The organism is Bradyrhizobium sp. CB2312 (genome assembly GCF_029714425.1).
Classification (GTDB): Bacteria; Pseudomonadota; Alphaproteobacteria; order Rhizobiales; family Xanthobacteraceae; genus Bradyrhizobium.
In genome coordinates, this window is sequence record NZ_CP121668.1 from 9,536,029 (window position 1) to 9,552,233 (window position 16,205).

18 protein-coding genes are annotated in these 16,205 nt (G+C 64.6%); 11 read left to right on the forward strand and 7 right to left on the reverse strand.

The features are described from left to right. Window positions 1-35: 35 nt before the first annotated feature. Entirely contained in the window at window positions 36-371 is a 336-nt protein-coding gene (locus tag QA642_RS45405; RefSeq protein WP_283082628.1) for a hypothetical protein, read from the forward strand. A 121-nt stretch (window positions 372-492) separates the two neighbouring features. On the opposite strand, the gene QA642_RS45410 is transcribed toward QA642_RS45405, so the two are convergent. From QA642_RS45410 to QA642_RS45440, 7 genes are all read right to left on the reverse strand, one after another. Beyond that, a complete protein-coding gene (locus tag QA642_RS45410) occupies window positions 493-1,206 on the reverse strand; it encodes an ABC transporter ATP-binding protein (RefSeq protein ID WP_283082629.1) in 714 nt (237 codons plus the stop codon). Continuing rightward, window positions 1,199-1,966: an ABC transporter ATP-binding protein gene (locus QA642_RS45415; RefSeq protein ID WP_283082630.1), complete on the reverse strand. Its 768-nt coding sequence runs from the start codon at window positions 1,964-1,966 to the stop codon at window positions 1,199-1,201. The genes QA642_RS45410 and QA642_RS45415 overlap by 8 nt, the downstream gene beginning before the upstream one ends. Beyond that, window positions 1,959-2,903, reverse strand: a complete 945-nt coding sequence (locus QA642_RS45420; RefSeq protein ID WP_283082631.1) for a branched-chain amino acid ABC transporter permease — start codon at window positions 2,901-2,903, stop codon at window positions 1,959-1,961. Before QA642_RS45420 ends, QA642_RS45415 begins: the two co-directional genes overlap by 8 nt. Continuing rightward, entirely contained in the window at window positions 2,900-3,817 is a 918-nt protein-coding gene (locus QA642_RS45425; RefSeq protein WP_283082632.1) for a branched-chain amino acid ABC transporter permease, read from the reverse strand. The genes QA642_RS45420 and QA642_RS45425 overlap by 4 nt, the downstream gene beginning before the upstream one ends. Window positions 3,818-4,110: 293 nt before the next feature. Then, on the reverse strand, window positions 4,111-4,329 hold the full coding sequence (locus QA642_RS45430) for a hypothetical protein (protein WP_092212087.1): 219 nt from the start codon (window positions 4,327-4,329) through the stop codon (window positions 4,111-4,113). Between the two features lies 1 nt (window position 4,330). Then, a complete protein-coding gene (locus tag QA642_RS45435; RefSeq protein WP_283082633.1) occupies window positions 4,331-4,990 on the reverse strand; it encodes an acyl-homoserine-lactone synthase in 660 nt (219 codons plus the stop codon). An 88-nt stretch (window positions 4,991-5,078) separates the two neighbouring features. Continuing rightward, window positions 5,079-5,807 carry a LuxR family transcriptional regulator gene (locus tag QA642_RS45440; protein ID WP_283082634.1) on the reverse strand — a complete coding sequence of 243 codons (729 nt, stop codon included), beginning with the start codon at window positions 5,805-5,807 and terminating at the stop codon, window positions 5,079-5,081. A 167-nt stretch (window positions 5,808-5,974) separates the two neighbouring features. Between QA642_RS45440 and QA642_RS45445 the strand changes: the two genes are divergently transcribed. The 10 genes from QA642_RS45445 (at window position 5,975) to QA642_RS45490 (ending at window position 16,202) form a co-directional block, all read left to right on the forward strand. Then, window positions 5,975-6,151, forward strand: coding sequence for a hypothetical protein (locus QA642_RS45445; RefSeq protein ID WP_035730623.1), 177 nt, complete (start codon window positions 5,975-5,977; stop codon window positions 6,149-6,151). Between the two features lie 430 nt (window positions 6,152-6,581). Beyond that, window positions 6,582-7,520 (forward strand): LysR family transcriptional regulator, encoded by a 939-nt coding sequence (locus QA642_RS45450; protein ID WP_283082635.1) that lies wholly within the window; start codon window positions 6,582-6,584, stop codon window positions 7,518-7,520. Window positions 7,521-7,664: 144 nt separating this feature from the next. Then, entirely contained in the window at window positions 7,665-8,543 is an 879-nt protein-coding gene (locus tag QA642_RS45455; RefSeq protein ID WP_283082636.1) for a shikimate dehydrogenase, read from the forward strand. A gap of 56 nt (window positions 8,544-8,599) precedes the next feature. Then, window positions 8,600-9,730, forward strand: a complete 1,131-nt coding sequence (locus tag QA642_RS45460) for an ABC transporter substrate-binding protein (RefSeq protein ID WP_283082637.1) — start codon at window positions 8,600-8,602, stop codon at window positions 9,728-9,730. Between the two features lie 190 nt (window positions 9,731-9,920). Further along, a complete protein-coding gene (locus QA642_RS45465) occupies window positions 9,921-10,796 on the forward strand; it encodes a branched-chain amino acid ABC transporter permease (RefSeq protein WP_283082638.1) in 876 nt (291 codons plus the stop codon). Continuing rightward, on the forward strand, window positions 10,793-11,791 hold the full coding sequence (locus QA642_RS45470; protein ID WP_283082639.1) for a branched-chain amino acid ABC transporter permease: 999 nt from the start codon (window positions 10,793-10,795) through the stop codon (window positions 11,789-11,791). Before QA642_RS45465 ends, QA642_RS45470 begins: the two co-directional genes overlap by 4 nt. After that, complete coding sequence (locus QA642_RS45475; protein ID WP_283082640.1) at window positions 11,788-12,531, forward strand: ABC transporter ATP-binding protein; 744 nt, start codon at window positions 11,788-11,790, stop codon at window positions 12,529-12,531. Before QA642_RS45470 ends, QA642_RS45475 begins: the two co-directional genes overlap by 4 nt. A 10-nt stretch (window positions 12,532-12,541) precedes the next feature. Further along, window positions 12,542-13,279, forward strand: a complete 738-nt coding sequence (locus tag QA642_RS45480; RefSeq protein WP_283082641.1) for an ABC transporter ATP-binding protein — start codon at window positions 12,542-12,544, stop codon at window positions 13,277-13,279. Then, complete coding sequence (locus tag QA642_RS45485; protein WP_283082642.1) at window positions 13,276-14,334, forward strand: Gfo/Idh/MocA family oxidoreductase; 1,059 nt, start codon at window positions 13,276-13,278, stop codon at window positions 14,332-14,334. The genes QA642_RS45480 and QA642_RS45485 overlap by 4 nt, the downstream gene beginning before the upstream one ends. Continuing rightward, entirely contained in the window at window positions 14,331-16,202 is a 1,872-nt protein-coding gene (locus tag QA642_RS45490; RefSeq protein WP_283082643.1) for a sugar phosphate isomerase/epimerase and 4-hydroxyphenylpyruvate domain-containing protein, read from the forward strand. Before QA642_RS45485 ends, QA642_RS45490 begins: the two co-directional genes overlap by 4 nt. The last annotated feature ends 3 nt before the right edge of the window (window positions 16,203-16,205 follow it).

The window sequence follows — 16,205 nt, forward strand, 5'->3', positions numbered from 1 at the left end:
AGGTAAGACAGACTGACCAGATGACGAGGGCTTCCATGCGCAAGCTCATCCTGATAGCCGCGGCGATGTCGCTCCTCGCAACGCAAGCCTATGCCGGTGGTTCGCGCAGCCTCAGCCTCGCGGCGACCAATGCGAGCCAGACCACAGACCAGCCGGCGGCGGCAACGGCGCCGCAGGCTCCGACGGCAACACCGCCGGCGAATGTGCTGACGGCGACCACCACACCCGCCTCAACTCCGCCAGCCACACCAACGCAGACCACGACGACGCCGGCTCAGCCGATTGCGGGGACGCCCAAGCCAAAGCACCGCGAACCGTCCACCGAGGCGCGCGTGATCCGCGAACTGCATCGGCACGGGATTTACTGGTAGGGGAGCGAAGCTCTTTCCTCCGACATTGCGAGCGAAGCGAAGCAATCCAGACTTTTTCCATGAAAGCAGTCTGGATTGCTTCGTCGCTGCGCTCCTCGCAATGACGGCGAGAGAGCGAAGGCTAGATCCCCAAATACTTATGCTGCAGATCCGGCTCGGCCATCAGCTCGTTTGACGTGCCGCTCCACACCGTCTTGCCGCGCTCGATGATGTAGTGGCGGTCGCAGATGCGAGCGAGGTGGTCGACATTCTTGTCGACGACCAGGATCGACTGGCCGCGGCTCTTGAGCAGCGACAGGCAGTTCCAGATCTCTTCGCGGATCAGCGGCGCGAGGCCTTCGGTCGCTTCATCGAGGATCAGCAGCTTGGGATTGGTCATCAGCGCGCGGCCGATCGCGAGCATCTGCTGCTCGCCGCCAGAGAGCTGGTTGCCCATGTTGGCGGCGCGCTCGGCAAGGCGCGGGAACATCACGTAGATCGCGGCCAGCGTCCAGGGATTAGCGCTATCGAAGCGGTCGGCGGCGGCGGCGACCAGGTTTTCGCGCACGGTGAGGTTCGGGAAGATCTGGCGTCCTTCCGGGACGAGGCCGACGCCGAGTTTTGCGATCCGATACGACGGAAGCTGCCGCACTTCGGCGCCTGCAAATCGGATCGCGCCAGCGCGCGCGGGCGTCAGGCCCATGATGGAGCGGATCGTCGTGGTCTTGCCCATGCCGTTGCGGCCCATCAGCGAGACCATCTCGCCTGATTTGACCGACAGTGACAGGCCGAACAGCGCCTGGCTGAGGCCGTAGCAGGTCTCGATGCCGTCGACGTCGAGCAAGGTGTCAGCCATGGTGCGTCACCACATGCTGGTCGCCGAGATAGGCGCGCTTGACCTCGTCATTGGCGCGGATCGCGGCCGGATCGCCGGAAGCAATGACGCGACCATAGACCAGCACCGAGATGCGGTCGGCCAGCGCGAACACCGCCGGCATGTCGTGCTCGACCAGCACGATCGACACCTCTTTGCGCAACTCCTGAAGGAGCTTCACCATGCGCTGGGATTCGGTGACGCCAAGGCCTGCCATCGGCTCATCCAGCAGCAACAGCTTCGGCTTGCTGGCGAGCGCGACGGCAAGCTCGAGCTCGCGGCGCTCGCCATGGCTGAGCCTGTTCACCACGACATCGGCGCGATGGCCGAGCCCGACGCGATCGAGTGCCGCATGCGCGGCATCGCGCAAGCCCCTCTCCTTGCGCGCATTGGCGAAGAAGCGAAACGAGGTGCCGGCATGCGCCTGCGCCGCCAGGGCGACATTGTCGGCGGCGGTGACGTCGAGCAGCAGCGAGGTGATCTGAAACGAGCGTGCGAGGCCCAGCGCGCAGCGGCGATAGGCCGGCAGATATGTGATATCGCGCCCCGCCAGCGAGACGCTGCCGGAATGCGGCTCGAGATGGCCGGTGAGCTGGCTGATCAGCGTGGTCTTGCCGGCGCCGTTCGGGCCGATGATGGCGTGCAGCTCGCCGGCCGAAACGTCGAGCGAGACGTTGTCCGTGGCAGTGATGCCGCCGAAGCGGCGCACCAGCTTCTCGACGCGGAGCAGGGGTTCAGCCACGGCCAGCCCTCCCCAGCATGCCCATGATGCCGCCGCGGCCGAACAGCACGATCAGCAGCAGCAGCGGCCCCATGATCAGCGCCCAATATTCGGTGATCTGCGACAGGAATTCTTCCAGCAGCAAAAACACCACCGCGCCCATGACAGGGCCGAACAGCGTGCCCATGCCCCCCAGGATCACCATCACCATGAGGTCGCCGGAGCGGGTCCAGTACATCACGGCCGGGCTGACGAAATCGGTGTTGTTGGCGAGCAGCGCGCCGGCCAGGCCGCACATCGTGCCTGAGATGACGAAGCAGACCAGCTGGTAGCGTTTGGCGGGAAAGCCGATCGCCTGCATGCGCTGCTCGTTGGAGCGCAGGCCCTGCACGACGAGGCCGAAGCGCGAATTGACGATACGCCAGATCAGGAAGATCACCGCGAACAGGCAGGCGAGGCAGAGATAATAGAACTGCGTGCGGTCCGACAGGTTGATCAGCCCGGAGAAGTCGCTGCGCTTGTAGACGGTGAGGCCGTCATCGCCGCCGTAGCGGGCGAGGCCCGAGGCGACGTAATAGGCCATCTGCGCGAAGGCGAGCGTGATCATGATGAAATAGACGCCGCGCGTGCGCAAAGAGAGCGCGCCGATCACGAGCGCGTAGATCGCAGACGCGGCCAGCGCGACGGGAAACTGGATGAAGCCGGAGCCCACGCCTTCCTGCGCGAGCATCCCGACGGCGTAGCCGCCAATGCCGAGATAGGCGGCATGGCCAAAGCTCATCATGCCGCCAAAGCCCATGATGAGGTTGAGGCTCGCGGCCGCCAGCGCCAGGATGACGATGCGGGTGAACAGCGTCAGGATGAAGATGTTGCCGGACAGATACGAATAGAGCGGCAGCAGCACGAGGCCTGCCAGCATCAGGGCCGTGACGGCCTTGCTCACAGTGAAAGCCTTCATCGACGGTTGGCCGGGAACAGCCCCTCCGGCCGCACCACCAGCACGATCGCCATCAAGAGATAGATCAGCATGGACGACAGCGCGGGTGCGGCCGTGGAGGCGGCGGCGCCGCTCAGCACCTGCCGGAGCAAATTGGGCAGGAAGGCGCGGCCGAGCGTGTCGATCATGCCGACGAAGATCGCGGCGAGAAACGCACCGCGGATCGAGCCGATGCCGCCGATCACGATGATGACGAAGGCGAGGATCAAAATGTTCTCGCCCATGCCGATCTGCACGGTGAGGATCGGCGCCTGCATCAGGCCGGCAAGACCGGCGAGCGCGGCACCTAAGCCGAACACCAGCGTGTAGAGCAGCTTGATGTTGATGCCGAGCGCGCCGATCATTTCGCGGTTGGAGGCACCGGCGCGGATCAGCATGCCGATGCGCGTGCGCATCACGCCGAGATAGAGCAGCAGCGCCACCAGCAGCGCCACGATGATGATGGCGAGACGATAGGCAGGATAATGAATGCCGGGCAGGATCGGCACCGGCACGGTGAGCCAGGCCGGCAGCGGCAGCGCGAGGCCCGCCGGTCCCCAGATCAGCCGCACCGCTTCATTGAAGAACAGGATCAGGCCGAAGGTCGCGAGCACGTGGTCGAGATGATCTCGCCCGTAGAGATGCCGCAGCGCCGTCACCTCCAGCACGATGCCGAGCACCAGCGTCGCCCCGAGCGCCATCAGCGCGCCGAGCAGGAAGCTGCCGGTCCACGCCGCGAATGTCGCGGCGAAATAGGCGCCCATCATGTAGAGCGAGCCGTGCGCAAGGTTGACGAGATCCATGATCCCGAACACCAGCGTCAGGCCGGCGGCGAGCAGGAACAGCAGCAGGCCGAACTGCAATCCGTTCAAGAACTGTTCGACGACGAGCAGCATCAAGACTCTTTCAAGCGCACGCGATATCGCGCCGATGTTCGAACACAGTCGCCATCAGTGAAAGAGCTCCCCCTGCCTCTTCAAGGCGGAAAAATGGGTAATGGCAGTATCGTTCCGAGGCAAGAGCGATTCGACACCCAACATGCACTTTGTTGCATGCCGATGCATGCGATCGAATGCTGCCTTGCAAGAAGGCTGCCGCACAGCATGGGTCAACCTGCCGCACCCAAACGATCGCCCTCCCCCGTTGCCGGGAGAGGGCGTGTGCTTCGTCGGAATGTAAGGCGATGCGCCTAGTGCGACGTCATCTGCTGGGGAAGATCATCCGGTTCGGCGAGCACGCTGTTGGCCGTCGAAGCCTCCAGCGCCGCCATCCGGAACAGATAGGCGAGCGTCGCCAATCCGGAATCGTCCGCCATCTGCGCCAGCTCGAGCGCCATGTCCGACATGTAGCCGAGATTCTCGTCCTTGGTCTGCGCCATGATCTGGCTGTCCCGCATCATGTTCGACATCTCAGGCGCTCTTTCGTTGCGCGGCAGCGAGGCCGCAAAGGTTGGCACGGGCGATGCAGTCGATCCGCGGACCGTCCTGGCGCACGACATTCTTCATCCCGATCCGCTCGCGCACGACATCGAGCGATTCCTGACGAACCTCGATGGTTGCCGCCATGGTCCAGGAATCCTCGATCAGCGCCGGCAATCCCAGCGGGGTGACGACGAAGCCGATGTCGTGGAAGCGCGGCAGCCACCAGGTCTCCATGACGAGACAGAGCCGCTCGATCCCCTGATCGAGACAGAACTCCTGCGCCGCCGCCATCAATTGCAGATTGAGCGCGCCGTCGCGGCGCTCGCGCGACACGAAGAAGCGCGACCACTCCCATACCAGCGGGTCCGCGGGGCATCCCCGCACCGCGGCCAGATGCGGGAAGACCTCGCTCATCATGGTCGGCTTGGTAGTGGGGTACAGGCGATAGCCGCCGAGCACGCGACGGTTCTCGAGCGACAGCAGGTAGATCGAATCGTCATTGTCGTAGGCGTCGATCTCGCGGCCGTCGGGCTTGCGCAGCGCCTCCCATTTCCGCTCCTCGACAAAAATCTCGTGACGGAGCCTGAAATGCTGTTCGAGGACATCCTCGTAAAGGTGCCGGTTTACGGCAGAGATTACATGAATCATGGACTCCCCCATGGCTTGAAAGAATGGGGGAATCCTCATGGAAAACGCCGGGAGCGACTATTGGGAAATTTCCCAGTACGCGCCGATTTCAGGGCGTGATGATTCTTTGCCGGATCGCGAGCGCAACCGCGTGCGTGCGGTTGACGGCACCGAGCTTGCGCGCAGCAGTTGCAAGATGCTCTTCGGCGGTGCGCTGCGTGATGTGCAGGATCTCGCCGATTTCCCAGGCCGACTTGCCCTGCGAGGCCCAGGCGAGCACCTCGCGCTCGCGTGGGGTGAGGCGCGCCGACGGATGCGGCGCCGGCGCGAGCAGGCGGCGGATGTGGTCGAAGCCGTACATCGCGATCAGGTGCAGCGCCGGCTTGCTGCGAGCGTTGAGATCGAGGTGGACGCCGCCGAGCGAGACGCCCGCTTCATAACCGGTCAAGCCGTGGATCGGTACCACGAACCCCCGCGACATACGGAAGTCGGCAGCCCGACGCATCACTTCCGCAGCGCCCGGCTCGAACTCCGCATCATAGGGAGCTTCCGACCATTCGAAGGGATTCACCGTCTGCCGGCACTTGCGGATCACAGGATCGACGCGGTCGTAGCTTTTTTCCGTGTAGAGGCTGAACCACTCCGCCGGCCAGCGCTTGGCAAGCACCATCTGGGCGAAGCGCTGATCGGGATTCGGCAAACCGGTGACGATGATGTGCTCGAAACCGTACCGGCTGAACGCGGTGGCAAGCGCGTCCATGGTGTCCGGAACCCTGGTATGGGCTCGCAGACCCTCGATGAAATCGAGCGCTTCCCGGCCATAATCTACGGCGGACATCGGTGCGTTTCCTGAGCCTCGACGTCCGCTATAGCACGTATTTGGGGGCTCCCTCAATTCGCCGCTCCCGTAGTTTTGCGGTGCCCGCGCGCTCTGAACATTTAATCTACTTGTGGAAGAAGTGACGTCAAGATACACCTGCAAGCGTCCGAAGCGGGAAAACCACGATGGAAGACGAGGACATCGCCCTCAACAGCGTGCTCGGCCTGGAATTGAACCGCGTGTTTTTCGCCGTCCGTGAAACGGCAAACAAGCAGAAGATCATCGAGTTCGCGCGCGAGGTGCTGCAAAGCGAGCGCACCAAGCCGGCAGACACCGCCTCGCCCGAAGGCCCGGCGAGCTAGAACGCTGTTGCAGCAAGTGGCGCCGATGAAACAGATCGCGCGACGACGCCACCGTTCCATTTGAACGCGCAGATTTTAGTCGAAACACTCTGACCGCGAGGTTGGGCTTCCCTTCTCCCCTTGTGGGAGAAGGTGGCATAGGCGGCCTACGGCCGCCGTTCTTAAGAACGCCGAGGCAAAGCTTCGGCTATCGCGCCGGATGAGGGGTCTCCCTCCGCGAATCCAATTCCCATTTGAAGTCGCGGACAGAGACCCCTCACCCGTCTCGCCGCTACGCGGCGAGCCACCCTCTCCCACAAGGGGAGAGGGCAAGAGTAAGCCACTATCCGCTCACGTCGCCGGTCACTTGCCGCTGGCTGACATCACGGTTCTCGTGAGATGATCGCCGTCACGATCTCTATCGGATGCCAATCCTTCGGATGCCACGACCATGATGACGCTGCGCCAGGTTGAAGTGATCCGTGCCGTGATGGTGACGGGCACCATCGGCGGCGCGGCCAAGCTGCTCAACGTCTCGGCGCCGGGGATCAGCCGGCTCGTCAAATACACCGAGCGCTCGCTCGGCATCCGCTTCTTCCAGCGCCAGAACGGGCGCTATTTCCCGACGCCGGAAGCCGAGAACATTTTCGAGCAGATCAACGGCGTCTACAAGAAGGTCGACGATCTCTCCGAGATCATCTCCAAGATCGGCCGTGGCGGACTGTCTGAGCTGCGCATCGGCTCGGTGCCGAGCATCTCGCAGGTGATGGTGCCGCGCGCGATCGAGCGAGTCCGGCGCCGCTATCCCGATCTCGGCATCGACATCAACATCCTCAAGCTCGAGGAAGCCATCGACTATCTCCTGCTCGGGCGCGGCGAGTGCGTCGCGATGAGCTACCGTCTGGAGCATTCCGGGCTCGACTTCATGCCGCTCGCCTCGGGCGAGCTCTACTGCATCGTGCCGCCCGGCCACGAGCTGGCCGGCCGCAAGCAGGTCTCCGCCGCCGAGATCACCCGCTACCCGCTGATCGGCATCGATCCCAACGATCCTTACGGCCGGATCATGGCGGAGATGTTCGCGCGCCACCGGCTCGACTACAACATCACCATCCGCGCGCGCTTCGGCACCACGGTGTGTGCGCTGGTGAAGGCGGGCCTCGGCATCGCCATCATCGACCAGTTCACGGTGGCCCATGGCGGCTATCCCGGCATCGAGCTGTTGAAGATCACCGAGCCGACACGGTTCGACACCTATATCGCGGTCAAGCGCGGCGCGCCGCTGTCGCTGCATGTCGAATATTTCATCGAGTCCCTGCGCGCCGAAATGCGCGCCGTCGAACCGTCGCGCGGCAACGGCAAGGCCGTTCCGGCGCGCGGGCGCAGGAAATAACATTATGTTAGGTTTGCCCAATAAAAGGGTAATTGTGTTAGGCGGAGGAAAGGCTATCGTTGCGGCTGGAAGCCCCTTGGAATTGCGCGGGTTTCACCGCTAATGGCCGGGGACCGAACGCTCCCAACGAGACAGTAGCGAACCATGTCGAAGCGCAGATATTCCGTCAGCAAGAAGCTCCTCACCGGCCTGATCGGCGCGCCGATCGCGCATTCCGCATCCCCCGCCATGCATGAGCGCGCCGCCGAGGCGCTCGGCCTGCGTGGTCATTACCAGCTCATCGAGGTTGCCGGTGCCGATGCGACCGGCCTCAGCATGATGCTCGAGGGCGTGCGGCGGCTCGGCTTTGCCGGCGTCAACGTCACGTTTCCCTACAAGGAAGCGGTGGTCCCGCTGCTCGACGAGCTGGCCACGACCGCGGCCACCATGGCGGCCGTCAATACGGTCGTCGTCAAGGATGGCCGCCTGATCGGCCACAATACCGACACCACCGGCTTCGCGCGCGCCGTCAAGCCGCTGCTGGCGCCCACTGGAAATGCGGTGGCCGTCATCGGCACCGGCGGCGTCGGCAAGGCAATCGCCTTTGCGCTCGCAAGCCTGAAGGTCGCTGACCTGCGCATCTTCGACAGCGAGCCGGCGCGGGCCGAGAAACTCGCCGCGCTGCTGGCCAAGCATGGCGGCGCGCGGGTGGCCGGCAGCGTCGAGGACGCACTGGACGGCGCAACCGGCCTCATCAACGGCACGCCGGTCGGCATGCTGCCGAACCGGGACACCCCGGTCGCGCCGGCGCTTCTGCGCAAAAACCTGTGGGTAGCCGACGCCGTCTATTCGCCGCTGATCACGCCGCTCCTTGCCGCAGCGCAAGAGAAGGGTGCCCGGATCATGACCGGGCGCGAGCTTGCGATCTACCAGGCCGCCGACGCCTTCGAACTGTTCACAGGCCTTGCCCCATCGACCGAAGTCATGGGAGAGGCTTTTGACGCCGTGATGGCCGCGCGCAGCGCCGCGTATCAGGCGGCTTGAAGCGAAGCGGCCGGACACAAGGCCGCTTGCAACATTGAATACGGGAGGAGAGGACGATGAGATCAACGCTACTGGTGGGCGCGCTGCTCACCGCAATCACGACGACGGGCGCGCTCGCCCAGGCCATCAAGCTCGCCGACGTCGCCGAGCTGTCGGGCGGCGGCGCCACCGTCGGCACCAACTGGAAGAACGGCATCGATCTCGCCATCGAGGAGATCAACGCCAAGGGCGGCGTGCTCGGCCGCAAGCTCGAGGTCAGCCATGCCGACTCGCAGTCCAACCCCGGCGTTGCCCGCGCCCAAGTGCAGAAGGCGCTCGATGCCGAGCCCTATGTGCTGCTCGGGCCCGGCTATTCCGGCTCGGTGAAGGTCACCGCGCCGCTGGCGGCCGAAGCCGGCATCGCGCAGATCATGGGTGGCGAAGCCGCCGAGCTGACGCAAGCCGGAAACAAGTTCCTGTTCCGCACCTCGTTCGGCCAGCAATCCTCGATGCCGAAGGTCGCAAAGTACATCCACGACGAGATGAAGGCGAAGTCGGTGGCGGTGGTCTGGGTCAACAATGATTTCGGCCGCGGCGGCCGCGACGTCGTCGTCAAGGAGCTCGATCGGCTCGGCTCCAAGGTGGTCGCCGATCTCTCGACCGAAGCCGGCCAGGCCGACTTCGCCGCCGACGTCGGTAAGATCAAGGCCGCCAATCCCGACGCCGTCTTCGTCTATCTCAACGAGGAAGAGAGCGCGCGCATCCTGAAGGAACTGAAGCGCCAGGGCGTCACCGCGCCGCTGATGGGCGAGACCACGCTGATCGGCCAGAAGGTGATCGAGCTCGCGGGCGACGCCGCCAACGGCGCGCGCGGCCATGTCGGCCTCACCACCGACGCGCCGGTCGACCTGATCAAGGCATTTCGCGAAAAGTTTTCCAAGAAGTACAATTACGTGCCCGATCATAACGGCCTGAAGGGCTATCTCGCCGTCTACATGGTGAAGGCCACCACCGAAAAGATGGGCAAGGTCGATTCCAAGGCGTTCGCCGACACGCTGCATGGTCTGACCATCAAGGCCGCAGACGAGCCCGGCATCCTGATGGACGTCACCTTCGACGCGAACGGCGACATCGATCGCCAGAGCTTTCTGGTCGAGGTGGTCGAGGGCAAGCAGGTCGTGAAGCAGGTGCTGCCGAAGGTGAAGTGAGGGACGCGGTCTTTCACCTCTCCCCGCTTGCGGGGAGAGGTCGGATCGCATCGAAGATGCGATCCGGGTGAGGGGCCTCTCCGCGAGTCCATTGCCACCGAATTCGCGGAGACGCCCCTCACCCCGACCCTCTCCCCGCAAGCGGGGAGAGGGGGAAGTCAGAGCGGCGCTAGGGACACGAGAGAGGAAGATGTCCAACCTATTCGATCTTCTGGTCGCAGGACTGGCCACCGGCGCTATCTACGCGCTGGTTGCGGTCGGCTTCACGCTGCTGTGGCAGACCTCGCAGACCATCAATTTCGCCCAAGGCGAGTTCGTGATGCTGCCGGCGTTCCTGATGCTGGCGGCGATGCATGCCGGCGCACCGTTCTGGCTCGCCATCATCCTCGGCATCCTGCTGTCGATGATCCTGCTGGGCCTTGCCTTCAAGATGCTGCTGGTCGATCCCATGATGCGTCACGGCGTGTTGCCGCTCGCAATCGCGACCATGGCGCTCGCCATCGGCATCAAGGAGGCCGTCAAGCAGTTCTTCAGCGCGGAGGCTTCGCCCTTCCCGTCGATCGTGCCGACCGGTGACATCGCCATCCTCGGTCACGCCGTCTCGCTGCAAAGCATCGGCGTCCTCGTCGTCGCTATCCTTGCCGTCCTCGGTCTGACGACGCTGCTCAACCGCACCTCGCTCGGCCACCAGATGCAGGCGGCGGCGCAGAACCCGACGGTCGCGCGCATCATCGGCGTCCCGGTCGAGCGCATGATCCTCTTGACCTTCCTGATCAACGCCTTCCTGGTTGCACTGGCCTCGCTGCTGATCACGCCGATTTATCTCGCAAAGTTCTCCTCAGGCGAGGTGCTGGGCCAGGCCGCCTTCATCGCCGCGATCGTCGGCGGCTTCAACCAAGTCCGCGGCGCGATCGCCGGCGGCCTCTTGATCGGCGTGCTCGACAATCTCGCGGCATCCTATGTCTCGACGCAGTACCGCGCGGCGGTGCCGCTGATCTTCCTGATCGTCGTCATCCTGTTCCGGCCGCAAGGACTGCTCGGCCGCGCCGAGGAGCGCACGGTATGAGCGGCTTCGCCAAGCCCCTGAAGATCGCGCTCGGCCTCATCGTCATCGCCGGCCTCATCGTCGTCCCCATGAACTTCAACCGCTATGGCCTGTTCATCCTGAGCCAGTGGGCGGTGATGACCATCGCCGCGATGGGCCTCAACCTCACGCTCGGCTATGCCGGCCAGGTCTCTCTGGCGCAGGGCGCCTTTGTCGGCATCGGCGCCTATGCTGCGGCGATCATGACGACCCATGGCTGGCCGTTGCCAGCCGCGATCTTGGTCGCGATTGCCTTGAGCTTCGCGGTCGGCTGGGTGCTCGGCTATCCCGCGCTGCGCGTGCAGCACCACTACCTCGCCTTCGTCACGCTGGCCTTCTCGACGCTGGCTTTCCTCGTATTCCGCAACGAGAGTTGGCTCACCGGCGGCATCTACGGCATCTCCAATATCCCGCGCCCGCACTTCTTCGGCATTGCTACCAACAAGCCGCTGCCGTTCTACTATGTCTGCCTCGGCTCGCTCGCGATCGTCTCGCTGGCGGTATGGTGGCTGATCCGCTCGCCCTGGGGCCGCGCCTTCATGGCGCTGCGCGAGAATCCCTTGCGCGCGCAATCGCTCGGCATCGACACACGGCGCTACACGCTGATGGCGTTCGCGATCGGCTCGGCGCTAGGCGGCGTCGCCGGTGCGCTCTATGCACCGCTGACGCAATATATCGATCCTGTTCCCTTCAACCTGTCGCTCTCGCTCGATCTGTTGATGATGGTGATCGTCGGCGGTGCCGGCTTCTATTTCGGCCCGTTCCTAGGGGCGATGATCGCGGTGCTGCTGCCGGAATGGCTGCGCTTCACCGAAGGCTACTATCTGATGCTCTACGCGGTCGCGGTAATGCTGCTGCTGATCTGGTCGCCGACCGGCATTCTGGGAATCCTCGATCGCTACATGGCCGCGCGGCGCACCAAGGCGGCTTCCGCGCTGCGCGCCGTCGCCAAATCGCGCCTGGAGACGGTGCAATGAGCGCGGTCCTCGAAGTCACTGACATCAAGAAGAACTTTGGCGGCATCAGCGCCGTCGACGGCGTCTCCTTCGACGTGCGCGAAGGCGAGATCCTCGGCCTGATCGGCCCGAACGGCTGCGGCAAGTCCACGCTGTTCAACTGCATCCTCGGCCAGCTCACGCCGTCGGGTGGCGAGGTGAAGCTCGACGGCAAGACCGTCACGGGCCTCCGTCCTTCCGAGCTCAACAAGTTAGGGGTCAGCCGCACCTTCCAGCTCTTGCAGGTGTTCCCAAAACTTTCGGTGCGCGAGAACCTGATCCTCGCCGGGCAGGAGCACCAGGGCAACATGGCCTCACGCCTGGTCGGCCGCTCCGACGCCGGACTGACTGATGCCGCCAACCAGATGATCGGCTTCTTCAAGCTCGATCATCTCGCCGACGAGCCCGCAGGCGGCCTCTCCTATGGCCAGCAAAAGCTGCTCGACGCCGCCATGGCTTTCATGGGCGGGCCCCGCCTCGTGCTGCTCGACGAGCCCGCAGGCGGTGTCAACCCGTCGATGCTGGCAGACCTTAAGGACCGCCTGGTCGCGATCAACCGCGAGAAGAACGCGACCTTCGTCGTGATCGAGCACAACATGGAATTCGTGATGTCGCTGTGCTCGCGCGTGATGGTGATGGCGGAAGGCAAGGTGCTGGCGATGGGACGGCCCGACGAGGTGCGGAGAAATCCCGCCGTGATCGAAGCCTATCTCGGACATTGAGGACCAGACCATGAGCGACCCGATCCTCTCGGTTCACAATCTCGTCGGCGGCTACGGCAAGATGACCATCCTGAACGGCACGAGCTTCGCCGTGCCGCAGGCGACCATCACCACCATCATCGGCCCGAACGGCGCCGGCAAATCGACGGTGTTCAAGGCGATCTTCGGCCTTCTGAAGCTGCGCGAAGGCAAGATCAGCTTCGCCGGCCGCGACGTCACCAATCTGAGCCAGCGCGCGCTGCTCAATGCCGGCATCTGCTATGTGCCGCAGGGCCGCAACATCTTTCCCGAGCTGTCGGTGCGCCACAACATCGAGCTCGGCGGCGTCGCCGCCGGGAAGGGCCTCGACCTGCCGACGCGGATCGAGGCCGCACTCGACCTGTTTCCCGCGCTGCGCCGCAAGTCGGCGCAGCAGGCCTCGACGCTCTCCGGCGGCGAGCAGAAGCAGCTCGAGATCGCCCGCTCGCTGCTGCTCGATCCAAAGCTCGTGCTGATCGACGAGCCCTCGATCGGCCTGTCGCCGCTGATGGTGCAGCAGACCTTCGACATCCTCAAATCCCTCCGTGACCGCGGCGTCACCATCCTGATGATCGAGCAGAACGCGCGCTCGGCGCTGGAAATCTCCGACATCGGCATCGTGCTCGAGCTCGGCCAGACCCGCATGGTCGACAAGGCCGACCGCATCCTGAACGATCCGCGCATCGGCCAGCTCTTCCTCGGCGGCGCCATGGAGGAGAGTGCGGCATGAGCGCGCAAATGCGCATCGCGGTCGCCGGCGCCGGTCTGATCGGCCGCCGCCATATCGAATTGATCGCGGCATCGAAGGACTGCGTGCTGTCAGGCATTGCCGACCCCTCGCCTGCCGCGAAGGACTATGCGCGGTCGCATGGCGTGCCCTGGCATGTGGATCATCGCGCGCTGCTGGAGCAGGTCAAGCCCGACGGCCTGATCATCGCCTCGCCCAACACGTTGCACCTGCCGATGGCCATCGACTGCGCCGAGGCCGGCGTCCCTGCATTGATCGAAAAGCCGGTGACAGAGACCGTTGCCACCGCGCAGCGCCTCTGCGCTGCGATCAAGCGGACCGGCGTGCCGATGCTGGTCGGCCATCACCGCCGGCACAATCCGATCATCAAGGCTGCGCGCGAGGCCGTGGCGACCGGCAAGCTCGGCCAGCTCACCGCCGTGGTCGGGCTGTGGCTGCTCAAAAAGCCCGACGATTATTTCGACGCGGCGTGGCGGCGCGAGGCGGGCGGCGGCCCGCTGCTGATCAACCTCATCCATGACATCGACAATCTCCGCTTCATCTGCGGCGAGATCACTGAGGTGCAGGCGCTGACCTCGAACAAGATGCGCGGCTTCGCCGTCGAGGACACCGCGGCGCTGCTGCTGCGTTTTGCGAGCGGCGCGCTGGGAACGGTGACCGTGTCGGATGCGACGCCGGCGCCGTGGAGCTGGGAACTCTCCTCGGGCGAGAACGCTGCATACCCCAAGCAGGACCAGCCCTGCTACATCTTCTCCGGCACCAGCGGTTCGCTGTCCGTGCCGAATATGGAGCTGTGGTCATACGCACAGCAGCGCGGCTGGTACGCGCCGCTGTCGCGTAAGACCGTTGCGCCGCCCGCGTTCGATCCGCTGGTCGAGCAGCTCCGGCATTTCTGCGCGGTCATCGCCGGCCGCGAACAGGCGCTGATCACGGCCGAGGACGCGATGGGCACGCTCGCCGTCGTCGAAGCCGTCAGCGAGGCCGCGCGCACGGGCCAGACTATCTCTCCTAGGCGGATCATGGAGCAAGCAGCATGAACAAGCGCTCGATCGCGACCGTCTCTCTCTCAGGTGCCCTGGACGAAAAGCTCCGCGCCATCGCGTCGGCCGGCTTCGACGAGGTCGAGATCTTCGAGAACGACCTGCTGTCGTTCGGCGCCGGCCCGCGCGACATTGCGAAGCTCTGCCGCGATCTCAATCTCAAAATCTGCGCATTCCAGCCGTTCCGCGATTTCGAGGGCATGCCGGAGCCGCAGCGTACGCGCAATTTTGCCCGCGCGATGCGCAAGTTCGATCTGATGCATGAGCTCGGCACCGATCTCTTGCTGATCTGCTCCAACGTCTCGCCCAGCTCGCTCGGCGGCATCGACCGCGCAGCTGATGATTTCCGCGAGCTTGGCGAGCGCGCGGCCAAGCGCGGCTTGCGCGTCGGCTACGAGGCGCTGGCCTGGGGCCGCCACGTCAACGACTACCGCGATGCCTGGGAGATCGTGCGCCGCGCCGATCATCCCGCGATCGGCGTCATCCTCGACAGCTTTCACGCACTGGCGCCGGGCTTTCCCACGCGTGCGATGGCCTCGATCCCCGGCGACAAGATCTTCCTGGTGCAGCTCGCCGACGCACCAAAACTCGAGCTCGACATCCTGTCGTGGAGCCGGCACTTCCGCTCCTTCCCTGGCCAGGGCGACCTGCCGGTCGGTGAGTTCATGAAGGCGATCGCGGCGACCGGCTATGCCGGGCCGCTGTCGCTGGAGATCTTCAACGACCAGTTCCGCGCCGGGTCGGCCGCGCAGACCGCGGTCGACGGCCTGCGTTCGCTGATCCTGCTGGAGGACCAGCTCGCGCCGGATTGGCCGAAGTTTGCCGGCGAGCCGCTGGCGCCGAAGGCCAAGAGCGGCGGCACCGGGTTCATCGAGTTTGCCGTCAACGAAGCCAAAGCGGGAGACCTCGCGCGCCTGTTCTCGCAGCTCGGCTTCCGCAAATCCGGCAAGCATCGCAGCAAGGCGGTGGAGCGCTGGTCGCAGGGCAAGGTCGAACTCGTCATCAATTGCGAGACCGACGGCTTTGCACATTCGCACTATGTCACGCACGGCCCCGGCGTCTGCGCCATCGCGCTCGATGTCGACAATGCCGGCCTTGCCATGCAACGCGCCGAAACGTTGAAGGCGCGGACCTTCTACCAGCCGGTCGGCCCCGGCGAATTGGAGATCCCCGCGATCCACGGCGTCGGCGGCAGCCTGCTGTATTTCCTCGACCAGGCCGGCAAGAACTGGGACACGGATTTCGAGCCGGTGGCGAGCAATGCCGACAAGGACGCCCTGCTCGCCGTCGACCACATCGCGCAGTCGATGCCCTATGACGAGATGCTGTCCTGGCTGTTGTTCTACACCGGCATCCTCGACCTCGAGCGCCTGCCGCAGATGGAGATCGCCGACCCCAGAGGCCTCGTGCAAAGCCAGGCTATCATCAACGCCGACCAGAGCTTGCGCTTTGTCCTCAATGGCTCCTCCGCCAACCGCACCCTGCCGGCGCGCTTCATCTCGGAATTCTTCGGCTCAGGCGTGCAGCATGTCGCGTTCTCCTGCAACGACATCTTCGCGACGGTGGCGGAGATGCGCAAGCGCGGCGCGGATTTCCTGGATATCCCCGACAACTATTACGACGACATCGAAGCCAAATACGACCTCGCCCCCGAGCTGATGGCGCAGCTGCGCGCCAATCACATCCTCTACGACCGCGAGGGCGACGGCGAGTTCTTCCAGGTCTACACGCACATCTTTGATGAGCGGTTCTTCTTCGAGATCGTCGAGCGGAGAAGCTATCAGGGCTTTGGCGCGGCCAATGCCGGCATCAGGCTGGCGGCACAGGCGCGCGAGGTGCGGCCCGCCAGCATGCCGAGGGTGTAGTAA

What these genes read in the sequence shown, in the direction of transcription:
- QA642_RS45405 (WP_283082628.1), top strand. Translation starts at nt 36, where the DNA reads ATGCGCAAGCTCATCCTGATAGCCGCGGCGATGTCGCTCCTCGCAACG.
- QA642_RS45410 (WP_283082629.1), bottom strand. Translation starts at nt 1,206, where the DNA reads ATGGCTGACACCTTGCTCGACGTCGACGGCATCGAGACCTGCTACGGC.
- QA642_RS45420 (WP_283082631.1), bottom strand. Translation starts at nt 2,903, where the DNA reads ATGAAGGCTTTCACTGTGAGCAAGGCCGTCACGGCCCTGATGCTGGCA.
- QA642_RS45425 (WP_283082632.1), bottom strand. Translation starts at nt 3,817, where the DNA reads ATGCTGCTCGTCGTCGAACAGTTCTTGAACGGATTGCAGTTCGGCCTG.
- QA642_RS45430 (WP_092212087.1), bottom strand. Translation starts at nt 4,329, where the DNA reads ATGTCGAACATGATGCGGGACAGCCAGATCATGGCGCAGACCAAGGAC.
- QA642_RS45435 (WP_283082633.1), bottom strand. Translation starts at nt 4,990, where the DNA reads ATGATTCATGTAATCTCTGCCGTAAACCGGCACCTTTACGAGGATGTC.
- QA642_RS45440 (WP_283082634.1), bottom strand. Translation starts at nt 5,807, where the DNA reads ATGTCCGCCGTAGATTATGGCCGGGAAGCGCTCGATTTCATCGAGGGT.
- QA642_RS45445 (WP_035730623.1), top strand. Translation starts at nt 5,975, where the DNA reads ATGGAAGACGAGGACATCGCCCTCAACAGCGTGCTCGGCCTGGAATTG.
- QA642_RS45450 (WP_283082635.1), top strand. Translation starts at nt 6,582, where the DNA reads ATGATGACGCTGCGCCAGGTTGAAGTGATCCGTGCCGTGATGGTGACG.
- QA642_RS45455 (WP_283082636.1), top strand. Translation starts at nt 7,665, where the DNA reads ATGTCGAAGCGCAGATATTCCGTCAGCAAGAAGCTCCTCACCGGCCTG.
- QA642_RS45460 (WP_283082637.1), top strand. Translation starts at nt 8,600, where the DNA reads ATGAGATCAACGCTACTGGTGGGCGCGCTGCTCACCGCAATCACGACG.
- QA642_RS45465 (WP_283082638.1), top strand. Translation starts at nt 9,921, where the DNA reads ATGTCCAACCTATTCGATCTTCTGGTCGCAGGACTGGCCACCGGCGCT.
- QA642_RS45470 (WP_283082639.1), top strand. Translation starts at nt 10,793, where the DNA reads ATGAGCGGCTTCGCCAAGCCCCTGAAGATCGCGCTCGGCCTCATCGTC.
- QA642_RS45475 (WP_283082640.1), top strand. Translation starts at nt 11,788, where the DNA reads ATGAGCGCGGTCCTCGAAGTCACTGACATCAAGAAGAACTTTGGCGGC.
- QA642_RS45480 (WP_283082641.1), top strand. Translation starts at nt 12,542, where the DNA reads ATGAGCGACCCGATCCTCTCGGTTCACAATCTCGTCGGCGGCTACGGC.
- QA642_RS45485 (WP_283082642.1), top strand. Translation starts at nt 13,276, where the DNA reads ATGAGCGCGCAAATGCGCATCGCGGTCGCCGGCGCCGGTCTGATCGGC.
- QA642_RS45490 (WP_283082643.1), top strand. Translation starts at nt 14,331, where the DNA reads ATGAACAAGCGCTCGATCGCGACCGTCTCTCTCTCAGGTGCCCTGGAC.